Origin of the sequence: Paracoccus albus, assembly GCF_027913035.1 — a bacterium.
GTDB lineage: Bacteria > Pseudomonadota > Alphaproteobacteria > Rhodobacterales > Rhodobacteraceae > Paracoccus > Paracoccus albus.
In genome coordinates, this window is record NZ_CP115775.1 from 3224906 (window position 1) to 3238357 (window position 13452).

Consider the following 13452-nt stretch of genomic DNA (forward strand, 5'->3'; position numbering starts at 1 on the left):
CGGCGCGGCCCCGGCGCGGCGTTGCCACCGGGGCTTGCCGGCGATAGGGTCGCGGCCAAACCGTAAATCGGACGCGCTGATGAAATTCATTAATCTAGTGGTTCTCGCCCTTCTGATCGCGCAGCCTGCGGTCGCAGAGCGTTTTGCGCAAGACGCGCGGCCTCCTCTGCCACGCCCCGAACAGCTGACGCAGAACGGTGAGGCAGAAGAAACGGCAGAGGACGATACGCCGCCCGCACCGCTGACCCGTGATCTGGCGGGTCCTTATCTGGCGGCGAGGACGGCCGCACTGGAAAATGAATATGCCTCAGCCGCCGATTATTACCTGCGTGCGCTAAGGCAGGACCCGACATCGGAATACCTTGGTGACAGTGCGCTTGTGGCTCTGCTTGCCGCAGGGGAGGTCGACCGGGCCGTGGAACTGGCCGAGAATCGCCCGCTGGAGGGCGCAATGTCGTCCAGGCTGGTCGAATTGGTTGAGCGTGCGCGGGCTGCGGAGAGCCAGGATTGGGCACGATTGCTGGAATTGCTTGATGGAAACAGCGAAGGCAATGACGGCAGCGAACGGCTTCTGGATGGCATGTTGCACGCATGGGCCCTGCTGGGCGATGGACGGGCCGCCGATGCCGACGCGGCCTTCGAACAGATCCGCCAGATTCAGGGTACGGACAATCTGGTGAACTATCACATGGCGCTTGCAAAGGCGCTTGTCGGCGATTTCGAGGCGGCGGCCGGCCTGCTGGACAGCGACAATCCCGAACAGAACGTTATGGCTGCCATTGTGCGGGCCCAGGTGCTGGCCCAGCTTGACCGGCGGGACGAGGCGCTGCAGGTCATGGAGCAGGTCCGTGGCATCGGTATCGACGGCGTCGCCGATGAACTTGCCCGCAAGCTGGAAGCGGGTGAGCCGGTCGCTTTCGATACCGTGCAGGACCCTCGGGACGGTATCGCGCAGGTTTATCTGACCTTCGCCACGCTGCTGGCAAATGATGTCGATCCCAATCCGCTGGCTTTGATCCATGCAAGACTTGCCAGCTATATCGCGCCGGATATGGCTGACGCGCGCCTGATGGTTGCCCAGATGCTGCAAGCACTGGGCCAGTTCGACGCGGCCGAGGAAGAATTCGACTTGCTGCGGGACAAAGGCCAGCTTCGCCCGACCGCAGAGCTGCTGCGCATCGATGCCCTTGCCCGATCCGATCATATGGCCGATGCCGAAAAGGCGGCACTTGCGCTGACCGCTGCACGCCCCGATCTTCCACAGGGCTGGATTGCCCTGGGTGATCTGATGCGCCAGCAGGAGAAATGGACGCAGGCGGTTCCGGCCTACGACAAGGCGATTGCCCTGATTGATCCGGAAAATCAGCAGGAAATCTGGTTCCCGACCTATGCCCGCGCCATAGCACTGGAACGTCTTGGCCAATTCGACCGGGCTGAAACCGACCTGAAAGCCGCGTTGGAAATCCAGCCGGACAATCCGCAATTGCTGAATTATCTGGGCTATTCCTATGTGGACCGCGGCGAAAATCTGGACGAGGCGCTGCAGTTGATCGAACGCGCGGTCGAGCTGTCGCCGAACGATGGCTATATTCTCGATTCGCTCGGCTGGGCAATGTATCGTCTTGGCCGCTATGAAGAGGCGGTCGCCCCGCAGGAACGTGCGGTTGCCGCGATGTCCAGCGATCCGTTGGTGAACGATCATCTTGGCGATATCTACTGGATGGTTGATCGTAAGCGAGAGGCTGAAATCCAGTGGAAACGTGCGCTGAGCTTTGAGCCGGAGACCGAGGAACAGGCAAATCGCATTCGCGCCAAGCTGGATCGTGGCCTCGATGCGGTGCTGGCCGAAGAGGCTGAAAATGGCGGTTCGCTGCCGGTTCCAATGCCCGTCGACATACCGACAGAGCCGGCACAACCCTCGGATTGATCCGGTATGGAAATCACCGAATTTGCGCCGGCAAAGTTGAACCTTGCACTGCACATCACGGGGTTGCGCGAAGACGGCTACCATATGCTGGATTCTCTGGTCGTGTTCGCTGGTACGGGTGATCAGGTGGCCCTTTTGCCGGGGCCGCTTTCGCTGACAATGGACGGGCCGTTCGCGTCCTGCCTTTCCACCCATGATAATCTTTGCCTGAAAGCAGCACAGATGGCGGGTGCCGATGTTCAGATTGCGCTGACGAAGAACCTGCCGGTCGCGTCCGGCATCGGCGGCGGGTCCGCAGATGCAGCGGCGGTGCTGCGCGGATTGGGCAGGATGGGTGTCGCCTTGCCATCCCGGCCTGAACAGCTTGGCGCTGATGTGCCTGTCTGCCTTGCGGGCGTTCCAACGCGCATGCGCGGTGTCGGAGAGATACTCGAACCCCTGCCGCCAATGCCCGACCTGCATCTGGTGCTGGTCAATCCGCGCCTTGAGGTTTCGACTTCGGACGTGTTCAGGCGCCTTGAGACAAAGGAAAACCCGCCATTGCCCGAACTGCCGGACAGCTTCGATCTGCATGGGTTGGTTGCCTATCTGACGGGCTGCCGGAATGACCTTCAGGTACCGGCAATATCGCTTTGTCCTGCCATCGCGACGGTTTTACGCGCATTGCAGGACGAAGGTGCGCTGCTTGCCCGGATGTCAGGCTCTGGTGCGACATGCTTTGGGCTGTTTGAAAGCGCGTCTGCTGCGGGCCTTGCGGCGTATCGGATTGGCGCGGCTTATGAGGATTGGTGGATCACGGCAACAGGACTCGCGCCTGTGACAGCGGCGGGCTAACCTGACAATGCAGGAGGTGCCAGCATGTTGAGACTCGGCGTGAATATTGACCATGTGGCGACGATCAGGAACGCGCGGGGCACGCCTTGGCCGGACCCGCTGCGCGCCGCCAAGCTGGCCGAGGATGCGGGCGCGGATGGCATTACCGCGCATCTGCGAGAGGACCGGCGCCATATCTCTGACGCTGATATTGATGCGCTGATGGCGGGTCTGCGCCTGCCGCTGAACCTCGAAATGGCGGCGACGGCCGAGATGCAGACCATTGCGCTGCGGCACAAACCGCACGCGATCTGCCTTGTGCCGGAAAAGCGGGAAGAGCGCACGACTGAAGGCGGGCTGGACGTCGCGGGCAACGACAACGCGCTTGGACGCTATATTGAACCGCTGCGCGAGGCGGGTTGCCGCGTCTCGCTGTTCATCGGTCATGAGCCTGCACAGATACGCGCGGCAGCCCGGATCGGTGCGGCTGTGGTAGAGTTGCATACCGGCGCCTATTGCGATTTCGACACCGAAGGCCGGATCGCGGAACGCGATGCCGAGCTGGCCGGCCTGCAAGAAGGCGCGGCACTGGCCGCAAGTTTGGGGCTGGAGGTTCACGCGGGCCACGGTCTAACCTTCGATACAGTTGGCCCGATTGCAGCGATCCCTGAGGTGAAGGAGCTGAATATCGGTCACTTCCTGATTGCGGAATCGGTCTTCATCGGCCTTCCGGAAGCAATCAAGGAGATGCGCCGCAAAATGAATGAGGCACGAGCATGATCAGATTTTTCCTTGTTTTCCTGATGGTTGCCACGCCATCTTTCGCGCAGAGCGTTGGAGAATGCACCGAAATCGCATCGGCGCGGAATCTTGCGGAACCGTGGGAGGAGAACACGGCAACTTACGCGAAGGGCGAGGTGCGCGTGGCGCTTATCGACACGATGGAGCCCGCGGCGGCTGCGGTACATCTGATGGTGATCTCTCCACCACGGAATGAGATCGGGGATCGGCAATGCCGGATGGTGTCTTTGACGCGGCCGGATGGTGGCGGGGCGATGGGTTTTTTCAACGTCGATTTTCCCGCGCATGAGGCTGAATATGATCCTGCGCGTGGGCTTGTGTTGAGCGTTCCGATCTCGATCTATCAGCCGGAAACCGGCGATGGAGAGCCTGCCGAACTGACCGTGACAATCAACCAGTCGACGGGGGATGTGCAGGCAGAGGTATCCGGTTCGTGATCCTGGGAATTGGCACGGATCTTGCGAATATTGAACGTATTCAAGGGGTTCTGGAACGACATGGCGACCGATTCCGGAACCGGGTCTTTACCCCGACAGAGCTTGCCAAGGCCGCGCGCCGCAAGGACGAGGCGGGCACGCTGGCCAAGCGTTGGGCCGCGAAAGAGGCTTGTTCAAAAGCGCTAGGGACCGGGCTTGCGATGGGGATCGCCTGGAAGGATATGGCGGTGTCGAACATGCGGACGGGCCAGCCCGTGATGCATCTGACGGGCTGGGCGGCGGAGCGTTTGGCGAAGATGACCCCGGACGGATTTGAGGCCGTGGTGCATGTCACACTGACCGACGATCACCCCTGGGCGCAGGCTTTCGTGGTGATCGAGGCGCTGCCGTCCGCGGCGTGAAAACAGCAAAATATTCCGTCTATAATCCGTCCATAAGCTGTCAATGACCCGTATATAAAGCGTATATACAGCCGCGCCGACATTTTCGGCGCCGCAATGGCGTTCCCGCAAGGGGCGCAAAGCACGCCGATCCGGCCTTACGACATTCTGGGGGGTGCAAGGTCGGCGCGTGTCAGGTGGTAGAGATTTTCTTTCGGACCGGCTGCCGAGAGGCGCATCCCGATCCTTTCCGCCACTTTGACCGACGCGATGTTGCCGGGGTCGATTCGGGCGATGATGTGCGACAAGCCGAAGACCTTGAGGCCGTGTTCCGCGACGGCCCGGGCAGCTTCTGTGGCGATGCCTTGGCCCCTTGCGCTGCGGGTGAGGCGCCAGCCGATTTCGACTTCTGGTCCGGTCATGTCCTCGGGGATGAGCAGGACCCAGCCGAGGAAGTCCGAGGGGCGATGCCGGTGGAAGATGGACCAGTAGCCGAGTCCGGGGCAGTAATCGGCACTGATGCGTTCCGTGACGAAGGCGCGATGGCGGATCGGGTCGGCCCATGGACCGGGGATGAAGCGCGTCACCTGCGGATCCCGATCCATGGTCAGACATGATTCCAGATCGGCCATGCCGCGCGGTCGCAGATGCAGCCGGGCGGTGTCCAGATTTGGCAACATGTCCGGCCTATTCCGGGCGCAGGCTGGTTTCGTTGTGCAGCCGGCGCCTGCGGTCACGCGCTGCGCGGATGAGGGTGTAGGAATAGATCACGAGTGCCAGCCAGATCAGCGGAAAAGCGATGCGTTTTGCGCCGTCGAAGGGTTCGCCGAAGATCAGGACCGCGACAAGGAAGATCATCGTTGGCGTGATATATTGCAGGATGCCGATGGTGGACAGCTTCAGCAGCTTGGCGGCATTGGCATAGAACATCAGCGGAATTGCGGTGGCCGGGCCGCAGCCGATCAACAGCAGCGTGTCGGCCCAGTTGCGCCCGAAATGACCGCCGCCATTCATATGCAGCCAGATCAGATAGGCCAGGGCCGGGAAGGTCAGGATGGCAACTTCCAGCGTGAAGCCCTGATTTGGGCCAAGCGGCAGGCTGCGCTTGAAGAACGCATAGAAACCCCATGACAGAAACAGCCCGACAGCCACCAGCGGAAGGCTGCCGGTTTCCGCGGTCAGGATGGCGACGGCCAGAAAGGCAAGGCCCACAGCGACCCATTGCAGCCAGATGAGGCGCTCGCCCAGCAGCAGGGCGGCAAGGCAGACCGAAAACAGCGGGTTGATGTAATAGCCAAGCGCGGCTTCTACCGTATGGGCATTGGCGATGGACCAGACATAGATCAGCCAATTGCAGGTGATCAGCGCTGCCGTCAGCGCGGCCATCGCCAGCAGGCGAGGGCGGGTGATGGCGGCGCGAATATCGGCCGTGCGGCCCTGCAGAATCAGTGCCCCGGCGGCGATGGGCAGGGACCATATGACGCGGTGTGCAATCACCTCTGCCGGGGGAATATGCGACAAAGCTTTCAGATAAAGCGGCAGGACACCCCAGAAGATGTAGGTCGCCAGTGCGAAGGCAAAGCCCTTTGGCGAATCAATCTGTTGAGGTTGCTGTGTCATAAGGCGGACCCTAGCCTGCCGTTTGGGCGAAGGGCAGGGGGGATCGGCGGGAAAACTCTCATACCCTTTCGTGAAGGATTGTTGCGTTGCACTCGGCCCGGGCATGGGCCCCAATATGCGCGACGGCAGAAACGCCGCAGATTGACGAGGTATATGATGTTTAAGTCCACAGTTATTGCATTTGGTCTGGCAATGGCCGCAAGCGCGGCAACGGCGCAGGACGCGCAGGACCCCGACGCCGCTGTGTCGGCGGCGCGCAACCAGCTGGGCGTTCTGGAATATTGTCAGGCGGAAGGTCATATCGACGGCAATGCGGTCGAGATCCAGGGCAAGATGATCGAAATGCTCCCTGCCGCGACCGACGAGGACGCCGCCGTTGCCGCCTATGAGAAGGGCAAAGAAGGTACCGTCAGCGCCATGGGCGTGGAACAGACGCTGGCTGAGGCCGCGACCGCCCAAAGCGCCGATGAGGCCGCACTTTGCGCCCAGCTTGCCCAACTGGTCGAGCAGGCGGGCGAGCAGCTTCCGCAGTAATCGCCGCTTATCAGTCCGGCCGCCGGGTCCTTTCGGGTCCGGCGGCTTTTTCATGAGCCGGGATTGATGCAGGCCGGTGCCGCGCCTAGGCTGGCGCGGTCGGTTCAGGGGCGGCTCATGTTTCGTGTTATCTGGTTTGCGTTGCTGTTCGCGCTGATGGGGCAGCCGCTGTTTGCGCAGGAAGATGGCTGCGGGCCGCGTGCCCTGCAGATCATGCAGGTTCTGTATTCCGACGCCGAAAGCCTTGGCGATGGCGAATATGCGGTGGAGGGTGGCCGCGTGCGTCTGGCCCGGGGTGGATCTGTCCATCCCGGTCAGCTTGTGATGATCTGCCGTCAATGGCCTGCCTATCCGGGGCACCTTCTGGTCGCGGTGCCGGTGATGCATGTGCTGGAAGGGCCGGATGCGCCTTATACGCAGGAAGGCGATCTGGATCTGGTGGTGATGAACCACGAGACGCTGGAAATTCAGGCGCGAGAGGTCTTTTCAGACTTTCTGTTCGGTGATGCCGTTGCACTGACCGGGATGAGCTTTGATACGGCTTACTACGATGTGTTCGGCCATGGCCCGGCATTTGGTCTGCGGCTGGATTACCGGACAAGCTCGCGACCCAACCCCTATGCGCATCAGGCGCTGTGGCTGTTCGATTATGGCCCGGACGGGCCGAGGCCGATCCTGGAAAACCTGATCGTGTGGCAGCAGGGCGGTGAATGGGACGCGACCTGCGAAGGTGAGTTCTATGAGTTGAGCCGCGTGCTGCAGATTTCCGAGGCGCGTCATAATGGTGCCGCTGATATTGTCGTTAAAACTGATGCAGAGCAAAGCACGAACGACGAGGTTGATGGCGAATGCGTCCGGACAGAGTTCACGTCGCAGGATCCTGCGCGTCCGATATCTCTGGAATATGACGGCGAGGCCTATGCGCTGCCCGAGGAAATGCAGGGGTGGTGACGCGGGGTATCTGTTTCCAAGGGTTTGGCAGTGGCTTCGGCAGCGCGAGGCGGCGCCGGGGACATGCTCCCGGCGCGCGCTCCGTTCCTAGCTGCGGATGAATTCCAGCAGATCCTTGTTGATAGTCTCCGCCTCTGTCGTTGGCATACCGTGCGGAAAGCCCGGATAGGTCTTGAGTACGCAATTCTGTAGCAACTCGGCCGATTTCTTGCCGGAAATCTCGAACGGCACGACTTGATCGTCTTCGCCATGCATGACCAGCATCGGAATGGTGATGCCTTTCATTTCCTCGCGGAAATCCGTTTGCGAAAATGCGACGATGCCGTCGTAATGCGCTTTGGCGCTGCCCATCATGCCCTGACGCCACCAATTGTGGATCAGCGGTTCCTCGCTTTTTACGCCTTTCTTGTCAAAGTTGTAGAACGGACCCGACGGCACATCGGTGAAGAACTGCGACCGGTTTTCTTTGGTGTTCTTCTGGAAATCGTCGAAGACGGATTTTTCGAGACCGTCAGGATTGTCCTTGGCCTTGACCATCAAGGGCGGCACCGCGCTAATCAGCACGCCCTTGGCCACCTTGTCTTCCGGGTGGCGGGTGATGTAGCGCACCACGACGCCACCCCCGGTCGAATGCCCTACGTGAATGGCCCCCTCAACGGCCAGATGTTTGACCACGGCGGCCGTGTCATCGGCGTAGTGATCCATGTCGTGGCCGTCCCAGACCTGCTCGGACCGGCCATGGCCGCGGCGGTCGGCAGCCACCACGCGGAAACCTTCGCCCAGGAAAAACATCAGTTGTGCATCCCAGTCATCGGCGCTCAGCGGCCAGCCGTGATGAAAAAAGATGACCGGTGCGTCTTTCGGCCCCCAATCCTTGTAGTAGATTTCGACCCCGTCTTCGGTTTCAACATATCCCATGGATCGTCTCCCGTTGTCTGGTAGTGTTCAAAAACTCTCGTGAGTGACAGAAACCTGATGCTCCCCGCCTGAACAGGGAACACTGCAACAGGCTGGAAGCTGAGGTTTGATACATGCCCATCTCGGCAAGCAAACACGCCACGCTCGTCAGGGTTGCATCGTTTGTGAAGAATTGAGTCGTTTGGATAGCCGCGATTAGTGCAGCCCCACCTGATCCAGCAGGGTCCTGCCATCATGGCTTTCGATCTCGATCACCCACAGATCCGGGTCGAAATCGGATTCGCGGCGGGTGGTTTCGTCGATTTCGGCCTCGGGGCCGGTGGCGATCAGGGTCCAGGGTAGGGTGTCGGTTTCAAAATCCCATTCGCGCCGCCAGAGGGTCGCGTTGCCGTCCAGCGTGGCGCATTTGACCATGACGGCCCCTGCCGTGTCATCGCCGTGGCGGGTCACATAGGCGGGGATGTCCGCCAGCGACAGGCGGCGCAGATAGGCGCCGACCCAGACATGCGCGGCAAGGCGCGGCTCAGGCGCCATCGTTGAAATCGAGGCCCATTTCGGTGAAACGCTCTTTCTCGTCCAGCCATTTCTCGCGGACCTTGACGGTCAGGAACAGGTGGACCGGTCGGTCGAGGAATTCGGCCAGTTCCTCGCGCGCGGCCTTGCCGACGGCGCGGATCGCCTCTCCCTTGTGACCCAGCACGATCCCCTTATGGCCGTCGCGGGCGACATAGATGATCTGGTCGATCTTGGCGGAACCGTCCTTGCGGTCTTCCCAGTTTTCGGTTTCGACGGTCAGCTGATAGGGCAGTTCTTCATGCAGGCGCAGGGTCAGCTTTTCGCGGGTTATTTCCGCCGCGATCATGCGCATGGGCAGGTCGGCGATCTGGTCTTCGGGATAAAGCCACGGGCCGGGGGGCAGCTCCGCGCCCAGCCATTCGCGCAGATCGTCGGTGCCATAGCCCTTTTCGGCAGAGATCATGAAGGTCCGGGTGAAGGGATAGGCTTCGTTCATCTGCGCTGACAGGGCCAGCAGATGTTCGGCCTTGACGCGGTCGATCTTGTTGATGGCAAGCGCGACAGGGCGTTCGCCCGCGATTTCGTGAAGCTGGTCGAGGATGGTCTGGACGCCTTCTGTCAGGCCGCGATGGGCTTCTATCAGCAGGACGATGATGTCGGCGTCGGCGACCCCGCCCCAGGCGGCGGCAACCATGGAACGGTCGAGGCGGCGGCGCGGGCGGAAGATGCCGGGCGTGTCGACAAAGACGATCTGGGCGTCGCCCTCCATTGCGATGCCGCGGATGCGGGCGCGGGTGGTCTGAACCTTGTGGGTCACGATAGAGACTTTCGCGCCGACCATGCGGTTCAGAAGGGTGGATTTTCCGGCATTGGGTTCGCCGATGAGGGCGACGAAACCTGCGCGGGTGTTGGGGGTATCGGTCATGTGTTGGGTCCGGTGAGGGCGTTTGAGGGGGTGGTGCGCCGTCGGGCGGTGGCGCGCGGGCGTTGTTTGGTCGGTGCGCGAGGGGGGCGGTGCGCTGAAGCGCTTCCTACGGGTTGGGTCCGGGGGGCGGGATGGTGTGTTGAAGCGCATCCCAAGGGTTGGGTTTTGCGGGTGTTGTATTGAAACGAGCCGAACGGATGGGGTGTTGCGGGGATGATGGCGCGTTGCATTCCCGCGATCTGTCGGGTGCGCTTCAGCGCACCACGATGTCCGCAGTTCAAACCCCGATCTCCTTCAGCATGGCGGCGGCGGCCTGCTGTTCGATGCTGCGCTTGGTGCCTTTGCCGCTGGCTACGCCCTGGCGGCCATTGTCGAGGCGAACGGTGACTTCAAACTCTGGCGCGTGGTCGGGGCCTTTGCGGCCCGTGACCTCGTATTTCGGCGGGGCCATGCCGTTGGCCTGCGCCCATTCCTGAAGCGCGGTTTTGGCGTCGCGGGCATCCTGTTCGACCCCGTCCAGCCGGTCGGCCCAAAGGTGCAGGATCACGGCCCTGGCCTTGTCAAACCCGGCATCGCGGTAGATGGCGGCCAGCACGGCCTCCATCGCGTCGGCAAGCAGGGCCTCTTTCCGGCGGCCACCGGACATCATTTCGGAACGGCCGAGCTTCAGCACATCGCCCAAGCCGATCTGGCGGGCGACATCGGCGCAGGTCTCACCGCGCACAAGCGCGTTATAGCGCGGCGCAAGCTGACCCTCTGTCGCGGCGCTATCGGCGTTATACAGCGCCTCGGCGATGGTCAGGCCAAGGACGCGGTCGCCCAGAAACTCCAGCCGCTGATTGTGGGGCCGCGTGGGCGAGGCGACAGAGCCGTGTGTCAGCGCCTGAACCAGCAATTCGGGGCGCGCGAAATCGTGGCCCAGCCGGGCCATGAAGTCGCGCAACTCCCGTGCAACCTTCAATGGATCGCCTTGAAGAAGCGGTCGCCGCGCCATGTCCAGAAATACAGCAGAGACTTGCCGGCAGAGGAGAACATGATCCGGTCCGCGCGCCCGATCAGATATTCGGCCGGCACGAAGCCCAGACCGCCGGATACGGCCGGGAAGCGGGAATCTTCGGAATTGTCGCGGTTGTCGCCCATGAAGAAATAGCTGCCTTCGGGGACCGTAAAGACATTGGTGTTATCCGCAATCCAGCCATCGACAATGTTCAGCACATCATGGCTGACGCCGTTGGGCAGAGTTTCGGTCATGCGGGTCTTGATGCATTCGCCCCCATCCGGCACCGGATCGTTGACGCAGCGCGGCATAAGCTGCTGGCTGCCCTGACGTGATTTGACCTCGATGAAATCGGGCTGATCTTCGTATTGGACCGGCTCATCATTGATGATCAGGCGGCCATCGCGCATCTGGATCCGGTCGCCCGGCAGGCCGATCACGCGCTTGATGAAATCCACGCCGCGCGTCGGGTGGCGGAATACGACCACGTCGCCGCGTTCCGGATCAGAGCCAAGGATACGCCCGTCAATCGGGCACATGGAGAACGGGCAGGACACCGCAGAATAGCCGTAAGCCATCTTGTTGACGAACAGGAAATCGCCGATCAGCAGCGTGTCCTTCATGCTGCCGGACGGGATCCAGAAGGGCTGGAAAAACAGCGTGCGAAAGATGCCCGCGATGATCAGCGCCCAGAAGACGGTCTTGACCGTTTCCCAGATGCCTTCCTTCTTTTCCGCCTTCGATGCCATGTTCCGTCCTTCGGGCTGGTCGCTTCGGGGTGAATGGTGCGGGGGGGCAGGAAAGTCAAGTTGTGCAGCGTTTAAGCCGCACTTGCCGCCCCCGTCTCAGAAGGGTGATTTGGCCAAGAAATTCATCTGCACGCCGGATTCCGGGTGCTTGAACCGCAGCGATTCCGCGTGGAGCATCAGGCGGGGATGATCTGCCGCCGCGCCGGTTGCATAAAGCGGATCGCCAAGGATCGGGTGGCCGCTTTCTGCCATATGCACCCGAAGCTGGTGAGAGCGCCCGGTCAGGGGATACAGGCGGATGCGGGTTTCTTCATCGGTGGTCCTCACGACACGCCAGTCCGTTTTCGCCGGTTTGCCCTGTTCGAAATCGACCTTCTGCCGGGGCCGGTTCGGCCAGTCGACGATCAGCGGCAGCTCTACTGTGCCGGTTTTCTCTGCGACCCGGCCCGCGACACGGGCGATATAAGTCTTTTTCGTCCGCCGTTCTTCGAACTGCTTTGACAGCTGGCGCTGCGCATGGGGTGTCAGGCCGAATACCATGACGCCGGATGTGTCGAGGTCCAGCCGGTGCACCAGCAGCACGGTCGGGAATGCGCCGCGCAGCCGGTTGATGAGGCAATCGCTGCGGTCATCGCCGCGGCCCGGCACCGACAGCAGGCCGGATTGCTTATCGACCACGAGGATTTCGTGATCTGCGTGCAGGATCACCGGGGGATCCGGGGGCGGTGTGTAGACAAAGCTCATTTTGCGATCATGCGGATGGCGAGGCCAGCAAAGATGACCGAGGCGATACGGTTCATGATTTCCATATGCTTGCCAAGGCGCAGCCCCATGACACCGGCAAGGATACCGTAGCCCATGGTGACAATTGTGCCGGTAACCACGAAAACCAGGCCCAGCCCAAGGATCTGCTGCCATATCGGACCATATTCCAGCCGGGTAAATTGCGGCAGAAAGGACAACAGGAACAGCACGGGCTTTGGGTTCAGAAGGTTGGACAGTGCCCCCCGCTGGACGATGCGCCAGCTGCGTTCGGGGGTGTGTCTGGACGGTGCATCGGGCCTGGAGTTCCAGCTTTGCCATGCCAGGAACAGAAGATAGCCCGCGCCTGCAAATTTGATTGCTTTGAGAACACCGGGATGCTCTGCCACGATGGCGCCAAGGCCGACCGTCGCAAGGATCAGGTGAAAGCAGACCCCAAGGCCGACGCCAAGGCCTGCAAGCATCCCGGCCCGTGGCCCGCCCCTGATGCCGCAGGCTGACGCGAACATGACATCCTGACCCGGCGCAAGATTCAGCAGCAGCCCGCCGCCGATGAACGCCAGCAGGTTCGCAGTCGGAATATTGGCCATGGTGTCCCAGATCATCCGGTCTGCTTAACGCGGCTTTCGGGCGCTGACGAGGGGTGATATTGGCGGGAACAGCCCCAAAACAGGAAGCACGCGATGACCGAGAATGCGCGACTTGAACAGATCAGCAAGCACCAGCCCGAATTTGCCAAGCATCTGGGTATGCAGATGATTGAGGCCGTTCCAAACCGCGTCGTCATGGAACTGCCCGTGACCGAGGCGTTGTCCAATCGCAACGGTGTGATGCATGGCGGCGCGATTCTTGGGCTGACCGACAATACCGGTGGCACCGCGGCTTCGATCAACCTGAAGCCGGGTGAGAATACCGTGACGGTGGAATCCAAGGTCAACTTTCTGCGCCCGATCCGTATCGGAGACGTCGCGCGCGCAACGGCGACGCCGATTCATATCGGCGGCACGACGCAAATCTGGACGATTGAAGTGACGCGCGGCGATGGGAAGCTGGCTGCGCAGGTTACGCAGACGCAGATGACGATTCAGTGGAAAGAACCGGCCGAGGTCAGCCGGGGCTGAA

Annotated in this window: 17 protein-coding genes; 8 read left to right on the forward strand and 9 right to left on the reverse strand. The window is 61.5% G+C overall.

Annotation, left to right across the window (positions count from 1 at the left end):
* The first annotated feature begins 79 nt into the window (after positions 1-79).
* The 5 genes from PAF20_RS16190 to acpS are packed head-to-tail and all read left to right on the forward strand — an operon-like array spanning position 80 to position 4379.
* On the forward strand, positions 80-1927 hold the full coding sequence (locus PAF20_RS16190) for a tetratricopeptide repeat protein (protein ID WP_271071623.1): 1848 nt from the start codon (positions 80-82) through the stop codon (positions 1925-1927).
* 6 nt (positions 1928-1933) lie between these two features.
* Positions 1934-2761 carry a 4-(cytidine 5'-diphospho)-2-C-methyl-D-erythritol kinase gene (locus tag PAF20_RS16195; protein ID WP_271071624.1) on the forward strand — a complete coding sequence of 276 codons (828 nt, stop codon included), beginning with the start codon at positions 1934-1936 and terminating at the stop codon, positions 2759-2761.
* Between the two features lie 24 nt (positions 2762-2785).
* Positions 2786-3520, forward strand: coding sequence for a pyridoxine 5'-phosphate synthase (locus tag PAF20_RS16200; protein ID WP_271071625.1), 735 nt, complete (start codon positions 2786-2788; stop codon positions 3518-3520).
* Complete coding sequence (locus tag PAF20_RS16205) at positions 3517-3978, forward strand: hypothetical protein (RefSeq protein ID WP_271071626.1); 462 nt, start codon at positions 3517-3519, stop codon at positions 3976-3978. The genes PAF20_RS16200 and PAF20_RS16205 overlap by 4 nt, the downstream gene beginning before the upstream one ends.
* Positions 3975-4379, forward strand: a complete 405-nt coding sequence (acpS, locus tag PAF20_RS16210) for a holo-ACP synthase (RefSeq protein ID WP_271071627.1) — start codon at positions 3975-3977, stop codon at positions 4377-4379. Before PAF20_RS16205 ends, acpS begins: the two co-directional genes overlap by 4 nt.
* Before the next feature lie 137 nt (positions 4380-4516).
* On the opposite strand, the gene PAF20_RS16215 is transcribed toward acpS, so the two are convergent.
* Together PAF20_RS16215 and rarD are read right to left on the reverse strand one after the other, a co-directional pair.
* The gene (locus PAF20_RS16215; RefSeq protein ID WP_271071628.1) at positions 4517-5038 is read right to left on the reverse strand and encodes a GNAT family N-acetyltransferase; all 522 of its coding nucleotides are present in this window, start codon (positions 5036-5038) and stop codon (positions 4517-4519) included.
* Between the two features lie 7 nt (positions 5039-5045).
* Positions 5046-5978 (reverse strand): EamA family transporter RarD, encoded by a 933-nt coding sequence (gene rarD / locus PAF20_RS16220; protein WP_271071629.1) that lies wholly within the window; start codon positions 5976-5978, stop codon positions 5046-5048.
* A 156-nt stretch (positions 5979-6134) separates the two neighbouring features.
* Here rarD and PAF20_RS16225 point away from each other — a divergent pair, with 156 nt between their 5' ends.
* Positions 6135-6512, forward strand: coding sequence for a pore-forming ESAT-6 family protein (locus tag PAF20_RS16225; RefSeq protein WP_271071630.1), 378 nt, complete (start codon positions 6135-6137; stop codon positions 6510-6512).
* Between the two features lie 117 nt (positions 6513-6629).
* A complete protein-coding gene (locus tag PAF20_RS16230; RefSeq protein ID WP_271071631.1) occupies positions 6630-7463 on the forward strand; it encodes a PA3715 family protein in 834 nt (277 codons plus the stop codon).
* Between the two features lie 87 nt (positions 7464-7550).
* Here the strand turns inward: PAF20_RS16230 and PAF20_RS16235 are convergent, their stop codons facing one another.
* The 7 genes from PAF20_RS16235 to PAF20_RS16265 form a co-directional block, all read right to left on the reverse strand.
* Positions 7551-8381: an alpha/beta fold hydrolase gene (locus PAF20_RS16235; RefSeq protein ID WP_271071632.1), complete on the reverse strand. Its 831-nt coding sequence runs from the start codon at positions 8379-8381 to the stop codon at positions 7551-7553.
* Positions 8382-8576: 195 nt separating this feature from the next.
* Positions 8577-8915 (reverse strand): DUF1491 family protein, encoded by a 339-nt coding sequence (locus tag PAF20_RS16240; RefSeq protein WP_271071633.1) that lies wholly within the window; start codon positions 8913-8915, stop codon positions 8577-8579.
* On the reverse strand, positions 8905-9822 hold the full coding sequence (gene era, locus PAF20_RS16245; RefSeq protein WP_271071634.1) for a GTPase Era: 918 nt from the start codon (positions 9820-9822) through the stop codon (positions 8905-8907). The genes PAF20_RS16240 and era overlap by 11 nt, the downstream gene beginning before the upstream one ends.
* 277 nt (positions 9823-10099) lie before the next feature.
* Positions 10100-10783: a ribonuclease III gene (rnc, locus tag PAF20_RS16250; RefSeq protein ID WP_271071635.1), complete on the reverse strand. Its 684-nt coding sequence runs from the start codon at positions 10781-10783 to the stop codon at positions 10100-10102.
* A complete protein-coding gene (gene lepB, locus PAF20_RS16255) occupies positions 10780-11568 on the reverse strand; it encodes a signal peptidase I (protein WP_271071636.1) in 789 nt (262 codons plus the stop codon). The genes rnc and lepB overlap by 4 nt, the downstream gene beginning before the upstream one ends.
* A gap of 96 nt (positions 11569-11664) precedes the next feature.
* The gene (locus tag PAF20_RS16260) at positions 11665-12312 is read right to left on the reverse strand and encodes a pseudouridine synthase (RefSeq protein WP_271071637.1); all 648 of its coding nucleotides are present in this window, start codon (positions 12310-12312) and stop codon (positions 11665-11667) included.
* On the reverse strand, positions 12309-12935 hold the full coding sequence (locus PAF20_RS16265) for a LysE family translocator (protein ID WP_271071638.1): 627 nt from the start codon (positions 12933-12935) through the stop codon (positions 12309-12311). Before PAF20_RS16265 ends, PAF20_RS16260 begins: the two co-directional genes overlap by 4 nt.
* Before the next feature lie 78 nt (positions 12936-13013).
* Between PAF20_RS16265 and PAF20_RS16270 the strand changes: the two genes are divergently transcribed.
* Positions 13014-13451, forward strand: a complete 438-nt coding sequence (locus PAF20_RS16270) for a PaaI family thioesterase (protein ID WP_271071639.1) — start codon at positions 13014-13016, stop codon at positions 13449-13451.
* The last annotated feature ends 1 nt before the right edge of the window (position 13452 follow it).